Annotated in this window: 21 protein-coding genes; 12 read left to right on the top strand and 9 right to left on the bottom strand. The window is 65.4% G+C overall.

Annotated elements, in window-relative coordinates:
* Window positions 1-89 precede the first annotated feature (89 nt).
* Window positions 90-2,015 carry a DUF3857 domain-containing transglutaminase family protein gene (locus tag ACCQ10_RS10460; protein WP_372360581.1) on the bottom strand — a complete coding sequence of 642 codons (1,926 nt, stop codon included), beginning with the start codon at window positions 2,013-2,015 and terminating at the stop codon, window positions 90-92.
* A gap of 296 nt (window positions 2,016-2,311) precedes the next feature.
* Window positions 2,312-4,669 (bottom strand): DNA translocase FtsK, encoded by a 2,358-nt coding sequence (locus ACCQ10_RS10455; protein ID WP_047695180.1) that lies wholly within the window; start codon window positions 4,667-4,669, stop codon window positions 2,312-2,314.
* A 284-nt stretch (window positions 4,670-4,953) separates the two neighbouring features.
* Here ACCQ10_RS10455 and trxB point away from each other — a divergent pair, with 284 nt between their 5' ends.
* The 4 genes from trxB (at window position 4,954) to infA (ending at window position 8,379) form a co-directional block, all read left to right on the top strand.
* Complete coding sequence (trxB, locus tag ACCQ10_RS10450; protein WP_039403874.1) at window positions 4,954-5,922, top strand: thioredoxin-disulfide reductase; 969 nt, start codon at window positions 4,954-4,956, stop codon at window positions 5,920-5,922.
* 57 nt (window positions 5,923-5,979) lie between these two features.
* Window positions 5,980-7,098 carry a GNAT family N-acetyltransferase gene (locus ACCQ10_RS10445; protein WP_372363019.1) on the top strand — a complete coding sequence of 373 codons (1,119 nt, stop codon included), beginning with the start codon at window positions 5,980-5,982 and terminating at the stop codon, window positions 7,096-7,098.
* Between the two features lie 232 nt (window positions 7,099-7,330).
* Complete coding sequence (aat, locus tag ACCQ10_RS10440) at window positions 7,331-8,080, top strand: leucyl/phenylalanyl-tRNA--protein transferase (RefSeq protein ID WP_372363018.1); 750 nt, start codon at window positions 7,331-7,333, stop codon at window positions 8,078-8,080.
* Window positions 8,081-8,160: 80 nt separating this feature from the next.
* Complete coding sequence (infA, locus tag ACCQ10_RS10435) at window positions 8,161-8,379, top strand: translation initiation factor IF-1 (RefSeq protein WP_002813418.1); 219 nt, start codon at window positions 8,161-8,163, stop codon at window positions 8,377-8,379.
* Window positions 8,380-8,563: 184 nt separating this feature from the next.
* Here infA and clpA read toward each other — a convergent pair whose 3' ends face one another.
* Together clpA and clpS are read right to left on the bottom strand one after the other, a co-directional pair.
* Window positions 8,564-10,846: an ATP-dependent Clp protease ATP-binding subunit ClpA gene (gene clpA / locus ACCQ10_RS10430; protein WP_039403881.1), complete on the bottom strand. Its 2,283-nt coding sequence runs from the start codon at window positions 10,844-10,846 to the stop codon at window positions 8,564-8,566.
* Window positions 10,847-10,988: 142 nt separating this feature from the next.
* A complete protein-coding gene (gene clpS / locus ACCQ10_RS10425; protein WP_016901748.1) occupies window positions 10,989-11,309 on the bottom strand; it encodes an ATP-dependent Clp protease adapter ClpS in 321 nt (106 codons plus the stop codon).
* An 89-nt stretch (window positions 11,310-11,398) separates the two neighbouring features.
* Here clpS and ACCQ10_RS10420 point away from each other — a divergent pair, with 89 nt between their 5' ends.
* From ACCQ10_RS10420 to ACCQ10_RS10395, 6 genes are all read left to right on the top strand, one after another.
* Window positions 11,399-11,563: a hypothetical protein gene (locus ACCQ10_RS10420; protein ID WP_372363017.1), complete on the top strand. Its 165-nt coding sequence runs from the start codon at window positions 11,399-11,401 to the stop codon at window positions 11,561-11,563.
* On the top strand, window positions 11,560-12,018 hold the full coding sequence (locus ACCQ10_RS10415) for an NUDIX hydrolase (RefSeq protein ID WP_372363016.1): 459 nt from the start codon (window positions 11,560-11,562) through the stop codon (window positions 12,016-12,018). Before ACCQ10_RS10420 ends, ACCQ10_RS10415 begins: the two co-directional genes overlap by 4 nt.
* Complete coding sequence (gene mnmA / locus ACCQ10_RS10410; protein ID WP_372363015.1) at window positions 12,015-13,151, top strand: tRNA 2-thiouridine(34) synthase MnmA; 1,137 nt, start codon at window positions 12,015-12,017, stop codon at window positions 13,149-13,151. Before ACCQ10_RS10415 ends, mnmA begins: the two co-directional genes overlap by 4 nt.
* Window positions 13,151-13,765 carry a high frequency lysogenization protein HflD gene (hflD, locus tag ACCQ10_RS10405; RefSeq protein ID WP_372363014.1) on the top strand — a complete coding sequence of 205 codons (615 nt, stop codon included), beginning with the start codon at window positions 13,151-13,153 and terminating at the stop codon, window positions 13,763-13,765. The genes mnmA and hflD overlap by 1 nt, the downstream gene beginning before the upstream one ends.
* 146 nt (window positions 13,766-13,911) lie before the next feature.
* Entirely contained in the window at window positions 13,912-15,102 is a 1,191-nt protein-coding gene (locus ACCQ10_RS10400; RefSeq protein WP_039403891.1) for a methyl-accepting chemotaxis protein, read from the top strand.
* Between the two features lie 86 nt (window positions 15,103-15,188).
* Window positions 15,189-15,476, top strand: coding sequence for a hypothetical protein (locus ACCQ10_RS10395; RefSeq protein WP_039403892.1), 288 nt, complete (start codon window positions 15,189-15,191; stop codon window positions 15,474-15,476).
* 868 nt (window positions 15,477-16,344) lie between these two features.
* Here the strand turns inward: ACCQ10_RS10395 and ACCQ10_RS10390 are convergent.
* A complete protein-coding gene (locus tag ACCQ10_RS10390; RefSeq protein ID WP_372363013.1) occupies window positions 16,345-19,131 on the bottom strand; it encodes a bifunctional diguanylate cyclase/phosphodiesterase in 2,787 nt (928 codons plus the stop codon).
* 119 nt (window positions 19,132-19,250) lie between these two features.
* Between ACCQ10_RS10390 and ACCQ10_RS10385 the strand changes: the two genes are divergently transcribed.
* Both ACCQ10_RS10385 and ACCQ10_RS10380 read left to right on the top strand, forming a co-directional pair.
* Window positions 19,251-21,383, top strand: coding sequence for a sensor histidine kinase (locus ACCQ10_RS10385; RefSeq protein WP_372363012.1), 2,133 nt, complete (start codon window positions 19,251-19,253; stop codon window positions 21,381-21,383).
* Between the two features lie 3 nt (window positions 21,384-21,386).
* Entirely contained in the window at window positions 21,387-23,108 is a 1,722-nt protein-coding gene (locus ACCQ10_RS10380; protein WP_372363010.1) for an EAL domain-containing protein, read from the top strand.
* A 179-nt stretch (window positions 23,109-23,287) separates the two neighbouring features.
* Here ACCQ10_RS10380 and ACCQ10_RS10375 read toward each other — a convergent pair whose 3' ends face one another.
* The 4 genes from ACCQ10_RS10375 to flgA all read right to left on the bottom strand — a co-directional run bounded on the left by ACCQ10_RS10375 (window position 23,288) and on the right by flgA (window position 26,254).
* Entirely contained in the window at window positions 23,288-24,514 is a 1,227-nt protein-coding gene (locus ACCQ10_RS10375; protein ID WP_372363008.1) for an ATP-binding protein, read from the bottom strand.
* A gap of 369 nt (window positions 24,515-24,883) precedes the next feature.
* Window positions 24,884-25,216 (bottom strand): flagella protein, encoded by a 333-nt coding sequence (locus ACCQ10_RS10370; protein WP_039564602.1) that lies wholly within the window; start codon window positions 25,214-25,216, stop codon window positions 24,884-24,886.
* Window positions 25,217-25,231: 15 nt separating this feature from the next.
* Window positions 25,232-25,543 carry a flagellar biosynthesis anti-sigma factor FlgM gene (gene flgM / locus ACCQ10_RS10365; RefSeq protein WP_039403903.1) on the bottom strand — a complete coding sequence of 104 codons (312 nt, stop codon included), beginning with the start codon at window positions 25,541-25,543 and terminating at the stop codon, window positions 25,232-25,234.
* A 66-nt stretch (window positions 25,544-25,609) separates the two neighbouring features.
* Window positions 25,610-26,254, bottom strand: a complete 645-nt coding sequence (flgA, locus tag ACCQ10_RS10360; RefSeq protein WP_039403905.1) for a flagellar basal body P-ring formation chaperone FlgA — start codon at window positions 26,252-26,254, stop codon at window positions 25,610-25,612.
* Window positions 26,255-26,284: the final 30 nt, after the last annotated feature.

Here is a 26,284-nt window from a genome sequence, read left to right as displayed (position 1 = left end):
CCTGAAGGAGTGCGTCAATTCTGAAGCTTCGTAGATGAATGGGCGAGCGCTATCGCATCGACCTGTTCATGCGGCGCACTCGCCCGCCGTCATGGCGCGGTCTGCCCCTTGGCGAGATCGCCATACACGATCTGCCCGCGAAAACCGCGTCGCACCTGCTGGTAGAGCTCGCGAAACGCGCGGTAGTCCTGCGGCTGGCACAGCGCCTGCGGCCCACGCACGGCGGCACGCTGCAGGCGATGCACCGCGGTGACGGTCTGCCCCTGCCGCGTCCAGTCCACCGCGTACTCGCCCGCGGCATTGCGAAACCTGCTGCTGCGCGGAATGGCGATGATCGGCACCGTCTCCGGGAAGGTCACCACGTAGGTTTCCTCGCGCACGCTGTCATTGCAGTAGAACGGGGTCAGATTGTCTTCGGCCGAGGTGGTGGTGTAGATGCCGCGCGTGGATTCGGCCCCCGGCATGTCCGGCAAGGTCATGCCGCCGACCACCGAGAAATCCACCGCGTCGTCGGCCTGGAAGCGATAGCGATAGTTGAACGGCGCGTCCAGATCCAGCGGGTCGCCCTGTATCAGCAGATCGCCGGTGCCGTCGAAGCCGGACTGGGCAATGATCGACTCTTCAATGCGGTTGCGGTTTTGCGCATTGAGCTGCACGAACATCGCGCGCAGGCCCACCTCGCCGGTTTGCCCGCTATCCAGTGTGGTCAGGCCCTGCAGGCCGCCCTGCGGCGTGAACCGGTACTCGGTGCGCGCGACATAGCGATTGACCTTGCGGTCGTTCGGCGGCGTGTGCGTGACCTTGCCGTCGCGCGTGTGCACTACCGGCGCACCGAGATCGCCGGCCGGCAACTGCCCGAAGCGTGCGTACGGGTTGGTTGAATCGACATACAGATCGAACGCCGGGATGTAGGTGATGGCGTGATTGAAGCGCCCCAGCACCGGGATCGGCGGCAGCGTCGGCCCGCCCTCGGCGCCGATCAGCACCGGCGTGCTGGCGATGCCCTTGGCGGCCAGCAGCGCTTCGAGGATGACGGTGTGGTCCTTGCAGTCGCCGTAATGGTTGGCCAGGATGCTGTCGGCGCTATTGGGTTCCAGCCCGCCGTTGCCCAGATACACCGCGACATAGCGGATGTTGCGCGCCACCCAGGCGTACAGTGCCGCCGCCTGCGCGCGCGGGTCGTCGATGCCTTGGGTGACCTGGTCGGCCACTGTCTGGATCGCCGGCGTGACCGCCGCCGCGCGCCCACCCTTGACGTGATAGGCCAGGCCCATCTGCGACCAGCTGTCGAAGGTGCTGGCCATCAAGGTGGGGCTGAACTCCCAGGTCGCCGCGCTCCAGTTCTGGTTCTTCATCGGCACGGCGCGTTGATACCGCCACTCCCAACGTGCCTGATCGCCACGGACCACCGGCTTGGTGCCGCCCTGCAGGCCACGCACGGACAAATGCATCGGCAGCGCCTTGGGCGCCACCAGGGTAACCACCGCATCGTCGTACTGCGCAAACACGCTGAAGGTCTCCCACAGGCTGAAATAGCCGGGAAAATACGGGGTATTCTGCGCCCGACGGACGCGGTAGACGATGCGCGCGCCCGGCGCCAGATTCGGGAACACCACCACCTTGACCTTGCGATCGGCGTACATCGCCGCCGAGGCACTGGAGTAGCTCTCCTGGGTATAGATTTTGTCGGTCGCCACGTCCTGGCGCAGGCCTTCGGCGGTAACGGTGTAGGCCGCCAGTACCTCGAGGGTTTCCATCTTCTCGCTATAGCTCAGCCGCACCTGGCTGAACTGCTCCACCGCCGACTTGGTCTTCAGCAGGATCTCGTACTCGTCGGTCTCCACGCTGCTGGCGTCGGCACGCACTTCGTAGTCGGCGCGATAGCGCACGAAACTGTAGTTGGTATCGGCCTGCGTGCGCGGTGCAGCTGCGGCAGGCGCGGCCTGCTGTTGCGCCTGGGCAAGCAGCGGAGCGTAGACGATCAGCACAAACAACAACAACGGACGACGCAGCATGGGTCTCGATCGCGGCGGGCCGGAGCGGCCCTTCGTCAGACAGGGTAGCCGGTGTGCCGCGCGATGACAGGCACCGACTTCCAACATTGCCGTATTGCCGGGCCCGGTTGCGCTCGCCACTGCGCTGCACGCGGTGGACCGCGGCGGCCTGGGCGGGCCGCCTCAGTGAGCCGCCAACGCCAAACCAGAATGACCCAAGGCGCAGGCGTCAGGCGCGGCGGCGGGCCGCAATCGGCACGCCACGCACCGCCAACCCATCCCGATCGCCGGCTAGCCCGCCGCGCTCGCCGCCGCACTCACTTGGGCGGCGGCGGTGCCAGCACCGTGCGGTCGCCGTTGTGTTCAGGCGGGCTGACCACGCCGGCGGCTTCCATTGCCTCGATCAGCCGCGCAGCGCGGTTGTAGCCGATCTTCAGGCGACGCTGCACGCCGGAAATCGAGGCGCGTCGGGTTTCGGTGACGATGCGCAAGGCTTCGTCGTACAACGGGTCGGACTCGTCGCCGCCACCGCCACTGCTTTCCGGCAGGCCGGTGGCACCGACCACCGTGCCATCGCCCATGGTCTGCACTTCGTCCAGTACGCCGTCCACATACGACACCGGCCCGCTGGCCTTGAGGTGCTCGACCACGCGATGCACTTCTTCGTCGCTGACGAAGGCGCCGTGCACGCGGTCCGGCAGCGCGGTGCCCGGCGGCAGGTACAGCATGTCGCCATTGCCCAGCAGCGCCTCGGCGCCGGACTGGTCCAGGATGGTACGCGAGTCGATCTTGGAGCTGACCTGGAATGCCACGCGGGTCGGGATGTTGGCCTTGATCAACCCGGTGATCACGTCCACCGACGGCCGCTGCGTGGCCAGGATCAAGTGGATACCGGCCGCACGTGCCTTCTGTGCCAGACGCGCGATGAGCTCTTCGACCTTTTTGCCGACGATCATCATCATGTCGGCGAATTCGTCGATGAAGATGACGATGAACGGCAGCGTTTCCAGCGGCCGCGGCGCTTCGCCCAGTTCCGGATTCGGCTTGAACAGCGGGTCCATCAGCGGCTGGCCGGCATCCTCGGCGTCCTTGACCTTCTTGTTGAAGCCGGCCAGGTTGCGCACGCCCACCGCGCTCATCAGCTTGTAGCGCCGCTCCATCTCGGCCACGCACCAGCGCAGGCCATTGGCGGCCTCCTTCATGTCGGTGACCACCGGTGCCAGCAGATGCGGGATGCCCTGGTAGACGCTCAGTTCGAGCATCTTCGGGTCGATCATCAGCATGCGCAGTTCCTTGTGCGAGGCCTTGAACAACAGGCTCAGCACCATCGCATTGACCGCCACCGACTTGCCCGAGCCGGTGGTACCGGCCACCAGCAAGTGCGGCATGCGCGCCAGATCGGCCACCGTCGGGCGTCCGGCGATGTCCTTGCCCAGCGCAAGCGTCAGCGGGCTGGCCGACTTGTCGTATTCCTTGGAGCGCAGAAGCTCCGACAGGAAGATCATCTCGCGGGTGACGTTGGGAATTTCCAGGCCGATCACCGACTTGCCCGGAATCACGTCCACCACACGCACCGACTTCACCGACAGCCCGCGCGCGATGTCCTTGTCCAGCGAACTGATCTGGCTGACCTTGATGCCCGGCGCCGGCTCGATCTCGAAGCGGGTGATCACCGGGCCCGGATAGGCCCCGACCACCTGCGCCTCGATGCGGAAGTCCTTGAGCTTGAACTCGATCTGCCGCGACAAGGTCTCCAGGGTTTCTTCGGAATAGCCCTTGGCCTGCGGCTTGGGGTCGTCCAGCAGTGCCAGCGGCGGCAGGTCCGAGCCGTCGGTACTGACGCCCTGGAACATCGGAATCTGGGTGTCGCGCTTGGCGCGTTCGCTTTTTTCCACCACCGGTGCCGGCGGCGGCTCGATCTTCACCGGCTCGCGCTTGGCCTGCTTGACCGCATCGACCTTGCGCACTTCCTCGCGCTCTTCGCGCATCACCCGGGTCTGCTGCCACTCGCTGGCCTGGTGGGTCTTGCGCTGCATCAGCGGCCCCAGCGCCAGCACCCACCTACCGATGCGCTCCATCACCGCAAACCACGACAGGCCCGTGGCCAGGGTGATCGACACCAGCAGCAGCACCAGCACGAACAGGTTCGCGCCCAGCGCGCCGAAGCCGGCGCTCAGCGAGTTGCTCACCAATCGCCCAAGAATGCCGCCCGCCCCCGCGACGTCGCCATTGAACAGGCGCAGGTGCAGGAAGCCGGTCGAGGAGATCAGGAAGCCGACCATGCCGACCAGGCGCAACGCCGGCCCCAGGTCGGCCTCGGCCTGCCCTTCCTTGTCCATGCCGAACAAGGCGATCCAGGCCACCGCGCCCAGCACCACCGGCAGCAGGAAGGCCACGTAACCGAACAGCTGCAGCAACACGTCGGCGATCCAGGCACCGACCCGGCCGCCCATGTTGTGCACCGGCGCGACCACGCTGCCGGTCTGCGACCAGCCCGGGTCGGCGGCCGAATAGGTGAACAGGCTGGCCAGCAGATACAGCAGCAATGGCGCCACCGCAATCAAGGCCAGATCGCGCCAGAGCTTTTGCCGACGCGGATTGTCGGCCACCGCCGGCTTGCGCGACGACGACTTGCCCTCTGCGGGCTTGCTGCGTTCGGGAACCTGCTTTGCCACCTGTAGCCAGACCTTAGAAAAATGCTGTTAGTGGTTGATAATAAACGACTGAGGCCACGCTGACAGCTGTTGAATGACCACCGGTTGCCTCGCCGCATGCGGATCAACGAAAAACGCCGCACGAGGCGGCGTCGGACATGCACTGCGGGCGGACCATGCCATCTGCGGCTCAAGCAGTTCCATCGCGCCGCCTTGATTCACCGGGTGGGGACCGCCACTCTATGCCGCCACGGGGGCGCGATTGACCTGCGCCATCCCCATCAATTCCTAGATCGCGAGTATACATGAGCGCCTCTTCTGCCAGTCCTGCCAAGCATTCCCGCCTGCTGATCCTCGGCTCCGGCCCGGCCGGCTGGACCGCCGCGGTGTATGCCGCGCGTGCCAATCTCAAGCCGGTGGTCATCACCGGGCTGCAGCAAGGCGGTCAGCTGATGACCACCACCGAAGTGGACAACTGGCCCGGCGACCCCCATGGCCTGATGGGCCCGGACCTGATGAACCGCATGCAGATGCACGCCGAGCGCTTCGACACCGAGGTGATCTTCGACCACATCCACACCGCGGACCTGTCGCAGCGGCCGTTCCGCCTGGTCGGCGACAGCGCCGAGTACACCTGCGACGCGCTGATCATCGCCACCGGCGCCACCGCCAAATACCTGGGCATTCCCACCGAAGAGGCCTTCAAGGGCCGCGGCGTTTCGGCGTGCGCCACCTGCGACGGGTTCTTCTACAAGGATCAGGACGTGGTGGTGGTCGGCGGCGGCAACACTGCGGTCGAAGAAGCGCTGTACCTGTCCAACATCGCCCGCAAGGTCTACCTGGTGCACCGCCGCGATACCCTGCGTGCGGAAAAGATCATGCAGGACAAGCTGTTCGCCAAGGTTGCCGCCGGCAAGATCGAAACCGTCTGGCACCACGCCATCGACGAGGTGCTGGGCAACGATGCGGGCGTGACCGGGGTGCGGGTCAAGTCCACCATTGACGGCAGCACCCGCGACATCGACGCGCATGGCTTCTTCGTCGCCATCGGCCACCATCCCAACACGCAGCTGTTCGATGGCCAGCTAGCCATGAACAACGGCTACCTGGAGATCCGCTCCGGCCTGAACGGCGCGGCGACGGAAACCTCGGTGGCCGGCGTGTTCGCCGCCGGCGACGTCGCCGACCAGCACTACCGGCAGGCGATCACCTCCGCCGGTTTCGGCTGCATGGCCGCGCTGGATGCCGAGCGCTATCTCGACAAGAGCGCCTGAGGTGCCCGCTGACCGCCGGCCGCGCCGTGCGGCCAGCGCCAACGGCAGGCCGCGCACATGCGCGTGACTGCCCGCTGGTTGCGTCGACTGGATGAGCTGCCGGCCGGTGCCTGGGACGCGCTGCACGATGGGACGCACCCCTTCATCAGCCATGCGTTCCTGCAGGGTCTCGAGCGCGAAGGGTGCCTGCGCCCGGACTGGGGCTGGAATCCACTGCACCTGACGCTGTGGGAAGGCGACACCCTGGTTGCGGCGGCACCGGGGTATCTGAAGAACAACTCGCACGGCGAGTTCGTGTTCGACCACGCCTGGGCGCATGCGTATGCGCGCTATGGGCAGGAGTACTTTCCCAAGTGGTTGTGCGGGGTGCCCTACTCGCCGGTGACCGGCCCGCGCCTGTTGGGCGCAGCCCGGTGGCGCGGACAGTTGCTGGCGGCGATGCAGGCATTGGTCGAGCGCAGCGGGCTGTCCTCGGCGCATGTGAATTTCCATCCGGCCGACGAGGATTCCGCATTCGCTGCCGACTGGCTGGAACGCAACGATCTGCAGTACCACTGGCACAACGCCAGCGGCTGGAGCGACTTCGAGTCGTTCCTGGCGGCAATGGACCACAAGCGACGCAAGAACATCCGCCAGGAGCGCGCCAAGGTGCAGCGCGCCGGCGTGCAGCTGCGCGCCGTGCATGGCGATGAAGCCAGCGACGCCGACCTGGACGCGATGTACGGCTTCTATCTCAAGACCTTCAACGAATACGGCAACTCGCCGGCGTTGACGCCGCGATTCCTGCGCCATCTTGCGCAGTATCTGCCGCGCCAGCTGGTGATGTTCCTGGCCGACCTGGATGGGCAGCCCATTGCCGGCGCGCTGTGCCTGCGCGGACGCGACACCCTGTACGGGCGTTACTGGGGCGGCGAGGCGCTGCCCGGCCTGCATTTTGAAACCTGCTACTACCAAGGCATCGAATACTGCCTGCGCGAAGGCCTGAGCCGCTTCGAGCCGGGCGCGCAGGGCGAGCACAAGATTGCGCGCGGCTTCCTGCCGACCCTGGTGCGCAGCCGGCACTGGATTGCCGACGCCGGTTTCCGCGAGCCGCTGGCGCAGTGGTGCGCCGATGAGCGCCAGGCTGTCGCGCGGCACGCGCTTGAGCTGGCCGAGCACAGTCCGTTTCGCGACTGACGCGCGGTGATCGCGACATGGATCGCGCCAGCCATTGCCGCGCGAGGGCTCGCCCCATGCCACATAAGTGGCCCGCGCAAGGTGGATGGGGCTCGTCGTCAGCGCATGGCAACCAATGTGGCGCGCAGCCGTCAATGGGCCGGCGTTCGGCCCGTGCTCGCCCTGGCCCTGCTGCTTGTGGCCAAGTTGCATGGCATACCGCGCGCCACACGCCACGCTCTAAACTGCCGCGATGTCGCGCCCCCTTCCCTTTCTGCTTCCCGCCGATCCGGCCGCACCGTTTCCGCCGGCCGACCAGGCATTGCGCGAGCCGGACGGCCTGCTGGCCATCGGTGGCGACCTGTCGCCGCAGCGGCTGCTCAACGCCTACGCACATGGCGTATTCCCGTGGTTTTCCGACGGGCAGCCGATCCTGTGGTGGAGCCCGGACCCACGCATGGTGTTCCGCACCGATGGCGTGCGCCTGTCCTCGCGCTTCAAACGCCAGCTGCGCAACAGCAGCTGGACCGTGCGCGCCGATACCGCCTTTGCGCAGGTGATCGCTGCCTGCGCGGCGATTCGACGTGCCGGCCAGGATGGCACCTGGATCACCTCACCGATGCAGCGCGCCTATATCGGCCTGCATCGGCTGGGCCATGCGCACTCGGTGGAGGTATTCGATGGCCAACGCCTGGTCGGCGGCATCTACGGCGTGGCAATCGGCCGGATGTTCTTCGGCGAGAGCATGTTCAGTGCGGAAAGCGGCGGCTCCAAAGTAGCGCTGGCAGCGTTGGCTGCCGATCTGCAGTCGCGCGGCTGGCCGCTGCTGGACGCGCAAGTGGAAAACCCGCACCTGCTGAGCCTGGGTGCGCAACGCGTGCCGCGCTCGCAGTTCCTGCAGTTGGTGCAGCATCAGGTGGCCCAGGCAGAGCCGGCAGCCAGCTGGTCCGAGCGCTACGGCGAGCGCCCCGCAAGCGCCCTGGGTGAAGTCCGCTTAACATAAAATTTGCGCCGCGGGGAGATGGGGCGTAAAATGCTGTCCCTTACGGCCCTGCCGGGCCAGCCGTGATTGCACAGGATTACATGTCGAAAGACGACTCCATTGAATTCGAAGGCAGCGTCAGCGAGACGCTTCCCAACACCACGTTCCGGGTCAAGCTGGAAAACGGGCACGAGATCATCGCCCACATCTCCGGCCGTATGCGCAAGAACTACATCCGCATCCTGACCGGTGACCGGGTCAAGGTCGAGATGACTCCGTACGACCTGACCAAAGGCCGTATTACCTACCGTATGAAGTAAGCGGTTTGGGTGCTGAGACGCGAGGCGGCCCATGGCCGCTTTTTGTCGTGGCTGAGATTTTTGATTCGGATCGAAGCTGCTATCGCTCGTGGGGCGTTGACGCCTAGGGTATACGCCCAAAAAAAAGCCGCTCGTTCGAGCGGCTTTCTCGTTCGAGCGGCTTTTTTGACAGCAATCGCTGCGATCAGTCGACCGTGGCAGGCAGCAAACGCTCCGGCTCCGGATGCGCTTCCACGACCAGCTCGCCGTCCTTGACGTCGATGTTGACCCGCCCGCCTTCCACCAGCTTGCCGAACAACAACTCGTCGGCCAGCGGACGCTTGATCTTCTCCTGGATGACGCGCGACATCGGGCGCGCACCCATCAACGGGTCGAAGCCGTGTTGCGCCAGCCAATCGCGCGCGGTGGGCGTGGCCGACAGCGACACGTGCTTTTCCTGCAGCAGCATTTCCAGCTCGATGATGAACTTGTCCACCACGCGCAGGATGTGGTCGAAGCCCAGCGGCTGGAACTGCACGATCGCATCCAGACGGTTGCGGAACTCAGGCGTGAACCCGCGGCGGATCGACTCCATCGCATCGGTGGAATGATCCTGCTTGGTGAAACCGATCGACCGACGCGACGCCTGGGTGGCGCCGGCATTGGTGGTCATCACCAGGATCACGTTCTTGAAGTTCGCCTCGCGCCCATTGGTGTCGGTGAGGATACCGCGATCCATGACCTGCAACAGGATGTTGAAGATGTCTGGATGCGCCTTTTCCACCTCGTCCAGCAACAACACGCAGTGCGGGGTCTTGACGATCTTTTCAGTCAGCAGGCCACCCTGATCGAAGCCGACATAGCCCGGAGGTGCACCGATCAGGCGACTGATCGAATGCGCTTCCATGTACTCGGACATGTCGAAACGCACCAGTTCGATACCCAATTGCAGCGCCAGCTGCTTGGTGACCTCGGTCTTGCCCACGCCGGTCGGGCCGGCGAACAGGAAGTTGCCGATCGGCTTTTCCGGATTGGCCAGACCCGAGCGTGCCAGCTTGATGGAGCCGGCCAGGGTTTCGATCGCCGGGTTCTGGCCGAAGATCACCATCTTCAGGTTGCGCTCCAGATGCTGCAGCACGTCCTTGTCGGTCGCACTGACCTGCTTGGCCGGAATGCGCGCCATCTTGGCGACGATGGTCTCGATTTCTTCGATGTCGATCAGCTCCTTGCGCTTGCCTTCCGGCAGCAGCCGCTGACGCGCACCGGCTTCGTCGATCACGTCGATCGCCTTGTCCGGCAGCAGCCGGTCGCCGATGTGCTTGACCGACAGATCCACCGCCGCCTGCAGCGCATCGTCGGCATAGGTCACGCCGTGGTGCGCCTCATACTTGGGCTTGAGGCCCTGCAGGATCTCGAAGGTTTCGCCCACGGTCGGCTCGACGATGTCGATCTTCTGGAAGCGACGTGCCAACGCACGGTCCTTTTCGAAGATGCCGCGATACTCCTGGAACGTGGTCGAGCCGATGCAGCGCAATTCGCCCGACGACAGCGCCGGCTTGATCAGGTTGGACGCATCCATGGTGCCGCCGGACGCCGAACCGGCACCGATGATGGTGTGGATCTCGTCGATGAACAGGACCGCGTTGGGGACCTTCTTGAGCGCGCTCAACACGCCCTTGAGGCGCTTCTCGAAATCGCCACGGTACTTGGTGCCGGCGACCAGTGCGCCCAGGTCGAGCGAAAAGATCACCGCGTCGGCAAGCACTTCGGGAACGTCGTTGTCGACGATGCGCTTGGCCAGGCCCTCCGCAATTGCGGTCTTGCCCACGCCGGCCTCGCCCACGTACAGCGGGTTGTTCTTGCGGCGGCGGCACAGGACCTGGATGGTGCGCTCGATCTCGTCGCCCCGTCCGACCAGCGGGTCGATCTTGCCGTTGCGTGCCAACTCGTTGAGGTTGGTGGCGTACTCGGCCAGCGCATCACTCTTGGCCTCGCCTTCCCCGCCCTCGCTCTTGGGCTCGCCATCGGCTGCGGATGGCTGTTCGCCGTCCTCGCCCAGCTTGGCGATGCCGTGGGACAGGTAATTGACGATATCCAGGCGGGTGATGTCCTGCTGATTCAGGAAATACACCGCGTGCGAGTCCTTCTCGCCGAAGATCGCGACCAGCACATTGGCGCCGGTGACTTCCTTCTTGCCGGAGGACTGCACGTGATACACGGCCCGTTGCAGCACACGCTGGAAGCCCAGTGTGGGCTGGGTGTCGCGCCCGTCATCTTCGGCCAGGCGGGAGACCGAGGCTTCGATGGCCTGCTCCAGATCGTTATGTAGGCGCAGTTGATCCGCGCCGCAGGCCTTGAGCACGGCTTGCGCGGAAGGGTTGTCCAGCAGCGAGAGCAGCAGGTGCTCGACGGTCATGAACTCATGACGCGCCTCGCGTGCTCGCTTGTAGCACTGGCCGATGGTTTGCTCTAGGTCTTTGCTGAACATTGGTCACTCCGAACGGCTGTTGCCAACAATATGCGGCTTTTGTCGGGATTTTCCACAACCCTATCGGATAGGCATGTTCAGACGGCGTTAGCACGTGATTGCAGCCACACTGTTGCGCTGCTGGAATGATCTGGCGAATGCCTCAGGTCTGTTCCATCGTGCACAGCAGCGGGTGCTGGTTCATGCGCGAAAACTCGTTGACCTGGGCGACCTTGGACTCGGCCACCTCACGGCTATAGACCCCACAGACGCCGCGCCCGCGGGTATGGACGTGCAGCATGACCTGGGTGGCCCGCTCCAGGTCGAGGTTGAAGAATTGCTGCAGCACCGTCACCACGAAGTCCATCGGGGTGTAGTCATCGTTCAGCAGGAGCACCTGATAGCGCGGCGGTGGCGCCACTTCAGGCTTGCTGGCTTCGACGGTGAGGCCGTGATCGTGTTCGTGGGAGGTCTTCCGAGGCATCGGGCCATTATACGGTTCATCGCCGTGCGCATTGGACGATTTACGCTGCGGCCCGCACAATTTGTCTCCGATTCCCCGACTGGCCCTCGATGACTGACACCCTGACCGCGCTGCGACCGGCGCCGTCGCTCACTGCTCCCCGGCACGTGGCTCCGGTACTGCATGCGATGCCGGGCCCCGCACCGCGCGCTGACGCCATGGCCGCGCCGGATGTGCTGGCCCACCATCTGTTTGCGCAGGAGCGTCACCGATGAGCACCACCGATCCGCGTTGGCACCCGGACGTCACAGTGGCCACCGTGGTGGTGCGCGATGGCCGCCTGCTGCAGGTGGAAGAGACCATCGGCGGCCGCCTGTTGCTGAACCAGCCTGCCGGCCACCTGGAGCCAAACGAGAGCCTGCAGGACGCAGCGGTGCGCGAAACCCTGGAAGAAACTGGCTGGGACGTGCGGCTCACCCACTTCATCGGCACCTACCAGTGGGAAGCGCCTAACGGCCAATCCTTTCTGCGCTTCGCCTTCGCCGCCGAGCCGGTGACCCATCATCCCGAGCGCCGCCTGGACACCGGTGTGGTGCGTGCGCTGTGGATGACACCTGAGGAATTGCGCGATGCGACCGAGCGGCTGCGTAGCCCACTGGTGTGGGAGGTCGTGGCGGATTACCTGGCCGGGCAGCGCCATCCACTGGCCTTGGTGCGGCACGTCGCATGAGCACGCCGCGCATTGTGGTGGGCGTGTCCGGCGGGGTGGATTCGTCAGTGGCCGCGTGGAAACTGGCCGGCCAGGGCGAGCCGATTGCCGGGCTGTTCATGCAGAACTGGGCCGATGACGGCAGCGGCGATTGCCGCGCCGAAGACGATCGTCGCGATGCGGTGGCGGTGTGCGGTGTGTTGGGTATTCCGTTTCATTTCCGCGATTTCTCCGGCGAATACTGGAGCGGCGTGTTCGAGCATTTTCTGGCCGAGTACGCGGCCGGGCGCACGCCCAACCCGGATGTGCTGTGCAACCGCGAAGTGAAGTTCAAGCACTTTCTGGACGCCGCCCAGGCGTTGGGCGCCGAGCGGATCGCCACCGGGCATTACGCCCGGGTGGCGTACAGCGGCGGACGCTGGCGGCTGCTGCGCGGTGCCGATCGCGGCAAGGACCAGAGCTATTTCCTGCATCAGCTGGGGCAGACCCAACTGGCAGCCACCTTGTTCCCGATCGGCGACCTGGAAAAGAGCACGCTGCGCCGCATCGCCCAGGATGCCGGCCTGCCGACACATGCCAAGAAGGATTCGACCGGCATCTGCTTCATCGGCGAGCGCGATTTCCGCGAGTTTCTGGGGCGCTACCTGCCCGCCCGCACCGGCGAGATCCGTGACCCGCAGGGACAGCGCATTGCCGAGCATCCGGGGGTGTTCTATTTCACCCTGGGCCAGCGCGAGGGCCTGAACATCGGCGGCGTGCGCGGCCGGGCCGCGGCGCCGTGGTACGTGGTCGGCAAGGATGTGGCCAGCAACGTGCTGTATGTGGATCAGGACCGCGACAGCCCGCTGCTGCAGTCGCGCTGGCTGCAGTCCGAGCAGGCCCACTGGGTGACCGGCGCGCCGCCGGCACGCCGCTTCGACTGTACCGCGCAGACGCGTTACCGCCAGCCGGATGAGCCGTGCACGGTGGAAGTCCAGGACGATGGCAGCGTGCAGGTGCGCTTCGAGCGGCCGCAGCGGGCGGTGACGCCCGGGCAATCGCTGGTGCTGTACGACGGGCAGGAATGCCTCGGCGGCGCGGTCGTTGCCGCCACCGACGCACCGCTGGAACGTCAATTGGCAGGATCTTCTTTCTCCCCCGAGGGTGTGGCTTGATGAGTGTTTCCATGGATCACCGTGTGCTGGCGCTTGCCGGCGTCGCCCAGGCCCTGCAGCAGGTGCGGCGGATCGCCGAGACCGGGCATTCGGAGGCCGCGACGGTGCGTACCGCCATGGACAGCGTGTTCCGGGTGGACGCAGCGTCACCGGAGGCCGTGTATGGCTCGGCCGCCGCGGTGGCGCCGGGTCTGCGCTTGCTGCACAACTATTTCCGCAACCAGGGCCAGGACGATGTACTGCCGCGCCTGGCGCTGGCCGTACTGCAGCTGGAGCGCCGGTTTGTCCGCGACACCGCAACCGTGGCCACGGTGTCCAGCGGGATCGAAGCCGCTGCACGCCAGGCGCAACAGCTGAACGACAGCGCGCACCCGGATGTGCTCAGTTCGCTGGGCGGGCTGTACGCGCAGACCATCAGCCACCTGCGCCCCAAGGTCATGGTGCAGGGCAACCCGCACTACCTGGGCCAGGCCGGGGTGGTCGCCGAAATCCGCGCGCTGTTGCTGGCGGCAGTGCGCTCTGCGGTGCTGTGGCGGCAGATGGGCGGCAGCCTGTGGGACTTCCTGTTTGCCAAGCGCGCGATGAGCGAGGCAGTCGATCGCGCCTTGCGGTGAGAGGACGCAGAAGACGGTTTCAAGCGCCCGCAATGGGCGCTGGCGTGAGCCGCTGACGGCAACGCGGGCGAGACGATGTGGCGATCGTCGCTAAAGACAATGGGGGCAGTGCCGATACAGCAACCGTGACTCTGCCGAGAACGCCCATGTATTCACGTCCACTCATCCGTCTGGCCGCCCCTTTGGCCCTGACCTTGCTGTTTCCCTTCGCTGTCGGATTCGACTGGCCCGCTTCGGTGCGCTGGGCGATCCTGGCGACCATGACCCTCAGTTGGTTGGGTTTCGCTGCCTGGGTGACGTATTCCCAGTTCCGGCGTAATCCGGACCAGACCCGCATCCTGCGCGAGCAGGACCAACTGCTCAACGAACTGCGCACGTTCGTCAGCAACGAAGTCGACGGTTCGCGCTCGGAAGTCGAGCGTGCCCGCGAACTGATCCGCCAGGCCGTGTCCGGCCTGGGTGGCAGCTTCGAAGCGATGAACCGCAAGTCGCGCCAGCAAAGCCAGGCGCTGGCCCGTATCGTCGACCGTGCCGGTGACGACGGCAGTGCCGGCGTCGACGTCGCCCGCTTCGCCCAGCACGCCAGCTCCCGCATGGAGCAGTTGGTGGAAGCGCTGGAACAGGTGAGCGGCCAAAGCACCAATACCGTCCATCACATCGATGAGATGGCGCAGCATCTGGACGGCATCTTCGCGCTGCTGGAAGACGTCAAGTCGATCGCCGACCAGACCAACCTGCTGGCCTTGAACGCCGCCATCGAAGCAGCACGTGCCGGTGAAGCCGGTCGTGGCTTCGCGGTGGTCGCCGACGAGGTGCGCAACTTGTCCGAACGCTCCACCACCTTCAACGAGCAGATCCGCAAGCTGGCACACAGCTCCAAGGAATCGATCGCCAAGGTGCGTGAAACGGTCTCGCAGCTGGCATCGCGTCACATGGACCGCTCCCGCGAGGCGCGCCACGAATCGGCCGCCATGCTGGAGAACGTCGCCCAGATCAACGCCTCGTTGGGTGATGGCATGCGCGAAATCTCCGAGTGCGCACGCTCCATCGATGGCAGCGTGGCCGAAGCGGTACGTGCCCTGCAGTTCGAGGACATTGCCACGCAGACGCTGAGCGGTATCCACACCCACCTCGATCGCCTCACCGCGATCAACCGCGAAGCGGTGGCGCTGCAGGAACTGCTGCATCGCAATGGTGGCGTGTACGACAGCGATCTGGTCGCCTCGCTCGCCAAGGTCTCCAACCGTCTGCGCGACATGCGTGTGGAGTGGGAACGCCCGCCGCACAAGCCGGTGGCACAGCAGGGCATGGGTGCCGGCACGGTCGAGCTGTTCTGAGACCAGTGCCGCCGCGCAGCTTCTGATTCCGACATTCCCCGGCCTTCCGGGGATTTGTCGTTCCGCAACGACCTGGTGTTTCGCTCATGACGCTTCTCGCCCCGCCCCTCGATGACGCTCCCACCGCCGCGCTGCAGGCCGCGGCACTGGCCGCCGCACATGCCGAGCGCATCGCGCAAAGCGCAGCCGCCAAGCCGGGACTGCGGCGTGTCCGGATGCCGGCCGCACTGGAACGACTGGAGCTGGCCGCTCTCGCCGAAGTCAAGGCGCTGATCAACCCGCGCCGCGATTGCAGCGAAGAGGAGCTGCTGTTTGCCACGGTGGCCTGGGATCTCGGGCTGGACGGGGCCGCAGTGGGCGCATCGGGACGCTGATGCAGTGACGGCGGGGCGCGCCTCGGCAGGCGCCCCGCGGTGTTGTGGAACTGCCTGACTCCAAGGGTTGCCTGTCGTCATCCAAGGGTTCCCTGTCGTCGGCCTGGCCGAATCGCCGCCACTCTCGCTGGCGGGCGCGTGCGCCGACCATCCCTGCCTTGACCTGCCCTGCCCGACCGGATCGTCGCGCATGGCCGGGTGGTCCCGGCGATCACCTGGATCACCTGGGGATGATCCGTTCCGAATCCTGAGGCTGGGTGTCAGTTAGTCAAAGCGGCGAACTCGCTTTGGTTCTCAGGGTGAGCGTCACAGACGCCATGAAGAACGCTTGTCTGGGTCACTGCCGCGGCAGCACTCGCGCGCGCGTCAGATGCGGCAGACGATGAGCTATCTATCGAATTTCGATGGGACGCCCGCCCCGCGCATTCGCCTGCTCGCCAGCCAATCCGCCAGTTCCCGAGCGATGCCCAGCGCAATCACCAGGCCCGCGTCGCGACCAGCGTTGCCGACGAACTGCATCTGCTACAGGCACCTCGCAGCTGGAAACAACCTGACGACGCGCTCGCACCCGTGAAGACATATTCCAACGATTCGAGTGCAGGATGCAGCGTCAGCGGATTGGTTCGACGTTGCTGACAAGGGCGGCATCAAGGCGTTACGCGCACCTTGCCGCTCCAACACCCGTTGGGGCGGTCAACGCGAGCATGATCGGAAACTGGCGTTCAAGTCCGCGGCTTTGGTTCGTGGTGCGGGGCGGGAGGCCCAGCCCACCGCACGACGACAGGCCGCCATCCTGCGGCAGCAAGCGGATGAAACCTCTGCAGGGGCTGCGCGACATCAGGATGACGGCGCTGGCCTGGCCTGGGCGTCAGCTGGCAATCACCAGCCGCGCGCCCAGCCGCATGCCGGCTTCGGCCTCGCGCAGCCACTGCGCCATGTCGCGCGGCGACAGCGGGCGTGAGTAGAAATAGCCCTGGATTTCGTCGCAGCCCTGCTGGCGCAGCAACGCGTCTTCCTGCACGGTCTCCACGCCTTCGGCGACGACCTGCATGCCCAGCGCGTGGCCCAGATGCACGATGGCCTGGGTTACCTCGGCGGTGTTGGCGTCGTCGAGCATGCCCTGCACGAAGCTGCGGTCGATCTTCAGACGCTGCACCGGGAAGCGGTTGAGGTAATGCAGATTGGAAAAGCCGGTACCGAAATCATCTACCGCCAGCAGCACGCCGTTCTGTTCGAACAGTTCGAAACAGCGCCGCAGCGAATCCGAATCGCGAATCAGGGCAGATTCGGTGAGCTCCAGCTCCAGACGTGACGGTGACCAGCTGTTGTCGCGGCAGATCTCCAGCACGCGCTCGGCAAAGCCGCGCTCGCGTAGCTGCACGGCCGAAACGTTGACCGCGATACGGCTGAAATTGAGCCCGGCACGGTCCCAGACCACGGCCTGACGGCAGGCTTCACCGATGACCCATTCGCCCAGCCGTACGATCTCGCCGCATTCTTCGGCAATCGGGATGAATTCGGCGGGGCTGCAGGGGCCATGGCCCGGGCGGTTCCAGCGCATCAGTGCTTCGATCGCCGGTGAGGCGTCGCCCACGGTATTGACCAGCGGCTGATAGACCAGGGTGAATTCTTCGCGCTCGAGCGCGCCTTGCAGGGCGTGTTCGAGCTCCAGCCGGCGCTGCGCTCGCATGAGCACGTCCTGGCTGTAGTAATGGAAGGTGTTGCGGCCCGATTCCTTGGCCGCGTACATCGCCGCATCGGCGGCACGCAGCAGGCTGTCGAAGTCCGACAGCCCCTCGCCCTGCAGCGCGATGCCGATGCTGGCGCCGAGCTTGAGGGTGACGTGATCCTTGCGCAGCGGTTCGCCCAGCGCGCTGATCAGCTTGCGCGCCACGTGGCCGGCATCTTCCGGCTCGGACAGGTCGCGCAGCAGCACGATGAATTCGTCGTCGCTGAAGCGCCCGAACAGGTCGCTGTTGCGCAGATGCTGATGCAGGCGCGCCGAGGCGAGCTTGAGCAGGTTGTCGCCGGCTGCATGACCGAACGAATCGTTGATGCTCTTGAACCCGTCCAGATCGATCAACAGCATGGCCAGCACCTGGCCGCGCTCATGCGCTTCGCGGATCGCGTTTTCGGCCTGCTCGCGCAGCAGGAAGCGGTTCGGCAGGCCGGTCAGGCGGTCGTAATGCGCCAGCAGCTCGATACGCTCATTGGCCTCGCGCTCGCGGGTGACATCGCGAAACAGGGCGACATAGCGCGGCGGCAGACCTTCGCGGCGGTCCAGTTCGATCAGCACCTGCACCCAGATGCGCTGACCGGAGTTGCGGTAGAAACACAGCTCCAGCTGCTCGGGCAGGCCACCATCGGAAATGCGCAGCAATGCCGCCTCGAATGCGTCGCGCGAATCCTGGGTGTACAGCGCAAGCGCCTGCTCCAGGGTGATGTTTTCCTTGCGCAGGCCGTGGATGCGGTAGCACTCCTCGGTCCACTGCATGCGACGGGTATCGACCTCGATTTCGCAGCCGCCAATCTTACCCAGCGCGGACACGCGGTTGAGCAGCTCGGTGCGCCAGCGGATCAACGCATCGGTCTGCCGCTGTTCGGTGACGTTCTGCAGCTGGCCAAGCACGCGCACCATGCTGCCGTCGCCATCGAACACCGGCTGCGCCCATACCCGCAGATGATGCGGATTGACGCCGGGCAGGCCGTTGATTTCCAGCTCGAAATGGACCGGCAAGCCTTCGTGCTTGATCTTGCGCCAGGCGCTGCGCAGTTGCGCCAGCGAGGACCGGGCGAGTAGGCGCAGCAGATCGCGGACGCCGTGCAGGCGCAGCTGGGCCATGCCGAGCTGCTGCAGGAAATCCTGTGAGACCCACAACGCGTCCTTGGTCGAATCCCAGCTCCAGCTGCCCATGCTGGCAATGCGCTGGGCGTCTTCGAGCTGGGCCTGCTGCTCGCGCAGCTGCTGCTCGAGTAATTTGTGGTGATGCACGTCGGTGTGCGTGCCGACCATGCGCAACGGGCGGCCGTCGGCGGTGCGCGAGACCACGCGGCCACGGTCCAGGATCCAGCGCCACTGCCCGTCGTGCTGGCGCAGGCGGAACTCGGCCACGTAGGTCTCGGTGCGCCCGTCCAGGTGCGCCTGCACCGCCGCGCTGACGTGCGCGTGGTCATCGGGATGGATCAACCCCGACAACGCGGTGAGATTGTTCGGCAGTGGCTGCTCGGAGTAGCCGAGCATGCGCGTCCAACGTTCGGAGCGGTACACCACGTCGGCCGGGATATCCCAGTCCCACAAACCGTGGTCGGCACTGTCCAGGCCCATTTCCCAGCGGCTGGTGCCATCGGCCCCCATCGGCTCGGGAATGCTCAAGGTGAAGGCCATGACCTGGCCGTGCTCGTCGCAGACCGCACGCAGCCAGCCTTCCAGACGTCCGCCGCCGGTTCCGGGCAGCACGCAGGCCGCCATGCCACCGCTGTCGGCCACCTGGGCGCGACTGCTTTCCAGCACTTCGGCATACGCACCAAGGGTCGCCGGCAGCCCAAGGGACTGCGCAACGCGGTTGGCCGCCAGGGGCTGGCCATGCGCATCCAACAACACCACCGCCGAGGTCAGCGGGTGCTGCAGCATGCTTGCAATGACGCCTGAGTCCACTCTGGAACACTCCGAAGGATCGACCCCTGCCTCGGAGTCGCAATGGATAACGGCCGTTCGGCGGATTAGTTGAGGCACCTGTTTCCAGCGCGACCGAACCGGACCGAGTTACGGCTAAGATGGTCCCATCGCCAGCTCCAAAGGTCGTCCGCGGACCCATGCACCAACCTGTCGCCGTGCCCGCGTTTTCGTCCCCTCCCGTGTCCCGACTTCGCCTCGCCGAGCGCCTGCAGCAGGGCTTGTGGACCCTGACCGGTCTGTACCTGCTGATCGGTGTGGTGTGGCTGCTGCTGGGCAATCGGTTGCTCAACCTGGCCGGTGCGGCGGCGCCGGAACGCTGGTCGGATGCCAGCTTCCTGCTGCTGTCCAGCATCGTCATCCACCTGGTGCTGCGCCGCTTCGTGGCACTGATCGTGGACGAGCATGCGCAGCTGGCGCAGTCGGAGGCCGTGCTGCGTGCCAAGTTCCTGGCGCTGCCCAGCCCGGCCTTCATCTATGACCTGGCGACCATGCGCATTCTCGATGCCAACCCGGCGGCGCTGGAATTCTTTGGCTGGGAGCGCGACGAATTCCTGCAGCAGACGCTGCAGGCGATCTGGCCCAATGCCGATGGCGAGCGGCTGGAAGAGATCATCACGCAGATCCGCGGCAAGGGCGAAGTCACCTGCGTCTTGAACGAAGACCTGCTGACCCGCAGCGGGCTGCGCCATGTCGAAGTCCGCAGCAACCAGCTGCATCTTGCCAGCGGCCCTGCCCGCCTGGTGGTGACGGTGGACCGCAGCGAAGAACGCCAGGCGCAGCATCTGCGCGACGAGGCGCTGGAGCGACTGGAAGAAGCGCAAGGCATCGCGCGGCTGGGCTCGTGGCAGCTGGATCGGGCCACCGGTCTGGGCCGCTATTCGTCGGCGGTGTACCGCATCCTGGGGCGCAGCGTACCCATGCACCGCCGCGAACATCGGCTGGAAGAGCTGCTGACCGCCTCCGACAGCGCCACCCAGACCCGCATCGAACGCATGATCGAAGACATGTGCACCGGCGGCGAGGTGCAGATCGATGTGCTGCTGCCGCTGACCGGCGGCGATTCGCAGCCGCGCACCGTGCACCTGCGCGCAGAGAGCGTGACCCTGCCCAGCGGCGCCCGCCACGTACATGGCACCTTGCAGGACGTGAGCGAACGCGAACAGTCGCGGCGTCTGCTGCGCGAGCGCGAAGAACAATTCAAGGAACTGGTGCGGGTGCTGCCGGACGGCGTACTGATCCTGGCCGACGAGCATGTGATGTACGCCAATGCCGCCGGCTCCGCCCAGTTCGGCTTCCAGGGCGAAACGATCCTGGGCGAGCCGTTGCAGACCCTGGTCGGTGACTCCGACCTGCCGATGGTGCGCGAGTACCTGCGTGCTGGCAGCGACCGCAACGAGCCAGTGTCCAGTGCGCGCGCCATGCGCCGTCGCGACGGCAGCACGTTCTATGCCGGTCTGTCGGCCGGCGACATCCGCTATGGCGGGCGCAGTTGCAAGTTGCTGGTGGTACGCGACCTGAGCGAACCCGAGCGCATGCGCGATGCGCTGGCCGAAAGCAATGCCGAATTGCAGGCGATGGCCAAGCGATTGTTCTCGCTGCAGGAGGACGAACGCCGCGCCATCTCGCGCGATCTGCACGACGATATCGGCCAGGCGATCACCGCGATGAAGCTGTCTGCACACGCGGCGCTGGACGAGCTCGATCCGCAGGCGCGCCGCGAGGACCTGCTGGAGGTGGTGTCGCTGGCCGACAGCACGGTGACCAAGTTGCGCAATCTGTCGATGTTGTTGCGTCCGCCACAACTCGATGCACTGGGGCTGGAAGCAGCCTTGCGCTGGCAGGCCTCGATGTTGTTCCGCGCCTCGCAGGTGCGGCTGGAGCTGGACATCCAGGCGCTGGACGTGCGCCCGGGCAACGAGATCGAACAGGCCTGCTTCCGCATTGCGCAGGAAAGCCTGACCAATGCGCTGCGGCATGCCTGCGCGGGCGAGGTGCGCATGAGCCTGCAGTCGATCGACCGCGAGAGTTTTCGTCTGGAGGTGGTCGATGACGGTGATGGCTTCGAGCCCGAAGGTCCGCGCGGGCTGGGGCTGATCGTGATGCGTGAGCGTGCGCAAACCGTTGGCGGTGTGCTCGCGATAGAATCGGCTCCCGGAGCAGGCACGCGCGTGACGTTGCGCCTGCCCTATCACCCGGCCGGCGAGTCCGTCCACGAAGATGGTGCACGTTGAGTCATGTGGAGCCCTGTAGTCCCGCCCGGATTGGAAATCGTCAAACCGACACGCCTGGGCGCAGGCAATCCCGAACTGCTGCACCTGGTCGACGCTGCCGCTTCCGGTGGCCAGCCGTTGATGATCTTCCACGTCGATATCGATCACTTCGCGTCGATCAACGAGAACATGAGTGGCGAGGTCGGCGATCAGGCGCTGACGCTGGCCGCGCGCCGGCTGCAGGAATTCCTCGGCAGCCGCGGCAAGCTGTGGCGGCACGGTAGCGACGAGATGGTCATCGTGGCGGTACGCCGCGACGACACGCCGTTGCCGGAAGATTTTGCCGAAGAGATCCGTCAGCAGCTGGAGCTGCCGTTGTCGGTATTGCCGTACACCTTGTTCATGACCGGCAAGGTCGGGATCAGCCTGTGTCCGGAACAGTCGACCTCGCTGTCCACCCTGCTCGACTACGCCGAGGAAGCCAGTTATCAAGCCGCGCGCGAAGGCGGCAACACGGTGCGGCTGTACACGCGCAATTCGGCCACCAACGCGCATAGCGAAAGCATCATCGCGCGGCAGATCGTCGATGCCATCCCGCACGGCGAGTTGCGGCTGCGCTACCAGCCGCTGGTCAGCGCACGCGATGGCCGCATCGTGGGCATGGAGGCGCTGCTGCGTTGGCAATCCCCGACCCTGGGCATGCTGGTGCCGGAGCGTTTCATGCGCACCGCCGAGCGCCTGGGCGTGATCGTGCAGATTGGCGAATGGGTACTGCAGAACGCGGTGCGCCAGGCGCGGCTGTGGCGCGACCAGGGCTTTGACGATTTCAGCATCGCGGTCAACGTCTCCACGCTACAGCTGCTGCGCCCGGGTTTCTTCAACGAAGTGATGGCCATGCTGCAGACCGCCGGCGTGCCGGCGCAGTTCGTGACGCTGGAGATCAACGAAAGTGCGTTGACCAACAACGTCAACTTCGTCCACGAAACGATGGCCAACCTGCGCAACGAAGGCATCAGCCTGAGCCTGGACAACTTCGGCACCGGCGATTCCAGCCTCAGCGCGCTGGTGCGCTATCCGGTGGACCGGCTGAAGATCGACCGCAGCTTCATCAAGAGCGCGCCGGCCGGCAGCCGCGAGGCGGCGATTGCACGCGCGATCATTGCGATGGGCCACCAGCTGGGCATGACGGTCATCGCCAACGGCGTGGAGTCGCAGGCGCAGCTGGGCTTCTTGCGCCGCAACGACTGCGACATCTTCCAGGGCTATCTGTTCGGCGAGCCGATGTCGGCCGAGTCTGCAGGCATGGCGCTGCGGCGCCGTTATCTCCGCCCGGAATCGTTTGCCGAAAGCCGCCCGGACCGCACCTTGCTGCTGCTGGATGACGAAGAAAACGTCCTGCGTTCGCTGGTGCGGCTGTTCCGCCGCGACGGCTACCGCATCCTGGCCGCCGGCAACGTACGTGACGCCTTCGACCTGCTCGCCACCAACGATGTGCAGGTGATCCTGTCAGACCAGCGCATGAGCGACATGAGCGGCACCGAGTTCCTGGGCCGGGTCAAGATGCTCTACCCCGACACCGTGCGCCTGGTACTGTCCGGCTACACCGACCTGGCCACGGTGACCGAGGCGATCAACCGCGGCGCGATCTATCGCTTCCTGACCAAACCCTGGAACGACGACGAACTGCGCGAGCACATTCGCCAGGCGTTCCGCACGCATGACGAGCTACGTAACGGCCGGGAATAGGGAATCGGGAGTGGGGAATCGTTAAAGCAGAAAGCAGCCTGGGCGAGTTTTGAGCCGCTGCATCGTGCTTCTTACCTTCCAGTGACGACGCAAACACATCGGCATCGTTCGTTGCAGGAATCAACCGGAGCGCAGCAACCAGCTCCAACGATTCCCCATTCCCGAATCCCGATTCCCCGCTACTTCGGCTGCCGGATCGGCAACACGATCCGGAAACTGGCGCCCTGCCCCGGCGTGCTTTCCACGTCGATGCGACCGTGGTGCTTGTTGATGATGCCGTAGGAAATCGACAACCCCAGGCCGGTGCCGCTGCCCACCGGCTTGGTGGTGAAGAACGGGTCGAAGATGCGCTGCAGCAGATCCGGGGCAATGCCGGCGCCGCTGTCCTGGAACTGGATCCAGACGTTATCCGCTTCATCCCGGCCGGTGGTGACGGTGATTGTGCCGCGCTCGACGATGGCCTGGCCGGCGTTGAGCAGCATGTTCATGTACACCTGGTTGAGCTCGGACGGCAGGCATTCCACCAGCGGCAGCTCGGCGTAATTGCGCTCCAGGGTGACCTTGTACTTGAGCTCGTTCCAGATGATGTTGATCGTGGATTCGAGGCCGGCGTGCAGGTCCACCATCTTCCACGACTCGGACCGGTCGGAGTAGGAGAAGTCCTTGAGGTCGCGCACGATGCGGGTCACCCGCTCGATGCCTTCGCGCGACTCGGCCATCAGCTGCGGCAGATCGCGGCTGATGAAGTCGATGTCGGCACGGTTGCGGATCTCGTCGATTTCCGGAATCAGCGCTTTCGGGTCCGGCGCCTGCAGTGCGCGCTCGTAGGCTTCGATCAGGGTGAACAGACTGCGCAGGTATTCCTGCAGGCTGCCGAGATTGGAGTGCACGTAGCCGATCGGATTGTTGATCTCGTGCGCCACGCCGGCCGCTAGCTGGCCGATGGAGGCCATTTTTTCGGACTGCAGCAGTTTGTCCTGCGCACCGTTCAAGCGCATGTAGGCCTGGCGCAGCTCGGCATGGCGTTGTTGCAGCTCGCGCTCGTAGTCCTGCTGGCCTTCGATGTTATGGAACAACGCAAGAAAATGGCCGACGCCCTGTTCTTCGTTGTAGTACAGATGCGCAATGACCACGCGCTCGGCCACCGGCAGGCTGCCGGTCCAGCTGCCCTTGCTGCGCGCCTGGTTGAGTGCATCCGACGGCAATACCTGCGAAATCCGCTCGCCGAGATTGCGATCGTCGGCCGGGTCTTCCTTGCACAGGCTCTGACGCGCGATGGCGTTGGCCAGGATCAGCTGCCCGTCAGCGCGGAACAGCAACACGCCTTCGAGCATCTGATCGCCGAAGGCGCGCAGCGTGGTCGAGGACGGCAACAATGCTTGATTGAGAAAGAACTTGGCGGTCACGGGACGAGGCGGCAGCAGGGACACCTCAATATACGCCGAACCCTTGGCACGCCATATCGTCGCTTGGTCTTAGAACGGCGACCAAAACAGGGGGCGTGGCGGTCATGCAGATGGGTGCGAGGTGTCATCCGGCGTGCTCGAGATGCGATCCGGATGGCGCTGCCTGGCGACAGGCAGGCATGCGATGCGTGCCATCACGATCAACGCACATGGGCGGCGGTGAGCACACGTCGCGGGTTGCGAAGTTGGCAAGCGTGCACGGCCGATGTGCCGGTTTTACAGGCGGCAGGCCTGCAGGGCGTGCACGCACCCTGGCCTGCGGCGGACCATCAGCAGCGGCCGGCGCGCGGTTGGCGCAGCGCGGGCAACTCAGGCAACGGCCAGCGAACGTCCGCCCCGCAGCACGTTGGATTGGCCCTTTGCGTCATACGACGGCGCACTCTCGGTGCGGCCCAGGTGACGCAGTGCCCAGTTCACTTCACGGCGCCGGCGTGCCAGCAGCGCGCCATTGGCGCGGTTGGCCTCGGCCAGCTCACGCAGGCGCTCTTCTTCGCCTTCGGGCATTGCCGCTTCGAGCGAGCGCAGTGCCGACAGCTTGTCCTGCGTGTGTCGCATCAAGCCATCGATGTCGTTCTCGAGTAATGCCTGGCGTTCGCCGGCCAGCGCATCGCTGAGACGTTGCAGGAACTCGTTCACGTTCATCCTTTCAGTCGGGAATCAACCCGCCAGTTGCTGATTCAGATCCATCATGCGGCTGGCGATGGCATCCGGGTTGATGGAGTAGCTGCCGTTCTGCAACGCCTCTTTCACCGCCTGGACGCGACCGGTGTCGATCGCCGAGGACTGCGAAAGCTCGCGCTGCAGGTTCTGCAGATTGGTGGCCTCGCCGGTCAGCTTGACGCTGTCGGTCGGCGGGGTTGCGGCAACCGGGGACGCGCGATCTTCGCCAGCCGAAGCGATCTTGCTGCTCGTGGCCGCGGTGCGAAGGGTGGCAGCGGTCGGTAGATTACCTTCGATTTTCTGGGTCATGTCAGGAACTCCTCTACAGGTCGTAGGGGATAACGGCACCCAGAAAAAAAACTTTATAGAAAATTTTTACCTGGAGACCACAACGGTTCCGCTCGCTTCGACAATGCCCTGCACCACCCGCCGCGACGAGGAATTCTCTACCGACACCCGTTCGTTTTCACCGGCATCGGACAGCGCACGACCACTCATGCGTACTTCCAGGCCACCGTTGCGCGACACCAGCGGGACGGTGTCGCCGCGCCGTACCAGCCGCTGCGTCACCAGATCGTTGGCCGAGAGCAGCGACCCGGCCGGCAGGATGCGGCGGGCCGACTTGCCCACCGCGGCCACCGGGTCGGCCAGCACTGCGCCGACGATGCGGGCGGCGTCACGCTTCTCGATACTGATATCGGCCAAAGAGATGGTTTCTCCAGCGCTGATGCCGCGGCGCAACACCAGCACATCCTGGTTGCGGCGCACCTTCAACGGCACGAACAGGCGCCAGCCAGCCGGCTGCGGGCAGGCCACTTCCACCGTATTGGTACCGGTGGGCTGGGCCTGCAGCGCGATCGGGCAAGCCGGCATGCGCAGCCCCGGATCGAGCGTGGCCTCGGCCTCCGCGTCCGGGCCAACAGTGGCCAACGCCGCCGCACGAATGGAATCGACAGACTGGTAGCTCTGGGCCCAGGCCGGAGCGGCAGCCAACAAGATGACAAGCAGGAGCAGGCGCATGGGACCAGATCCGGAGGAAGACGGGGCAGA

The organism is Xanthomonas sp. NCPPB 1325, from assembly GCF_041477645.2.
GTDB classification, from domain to species: Bacteria; Pseudomonadota; Gammaproteobacteria; order Xanthomonadales; family Xanthomonadaceae; genus Xanthomonas; species Xanthomonas cannabis.
Note: the sequence above shows the minus strand (reverse complement) of the source record. Positions and strands in the feature narration are given on the sequence as shown.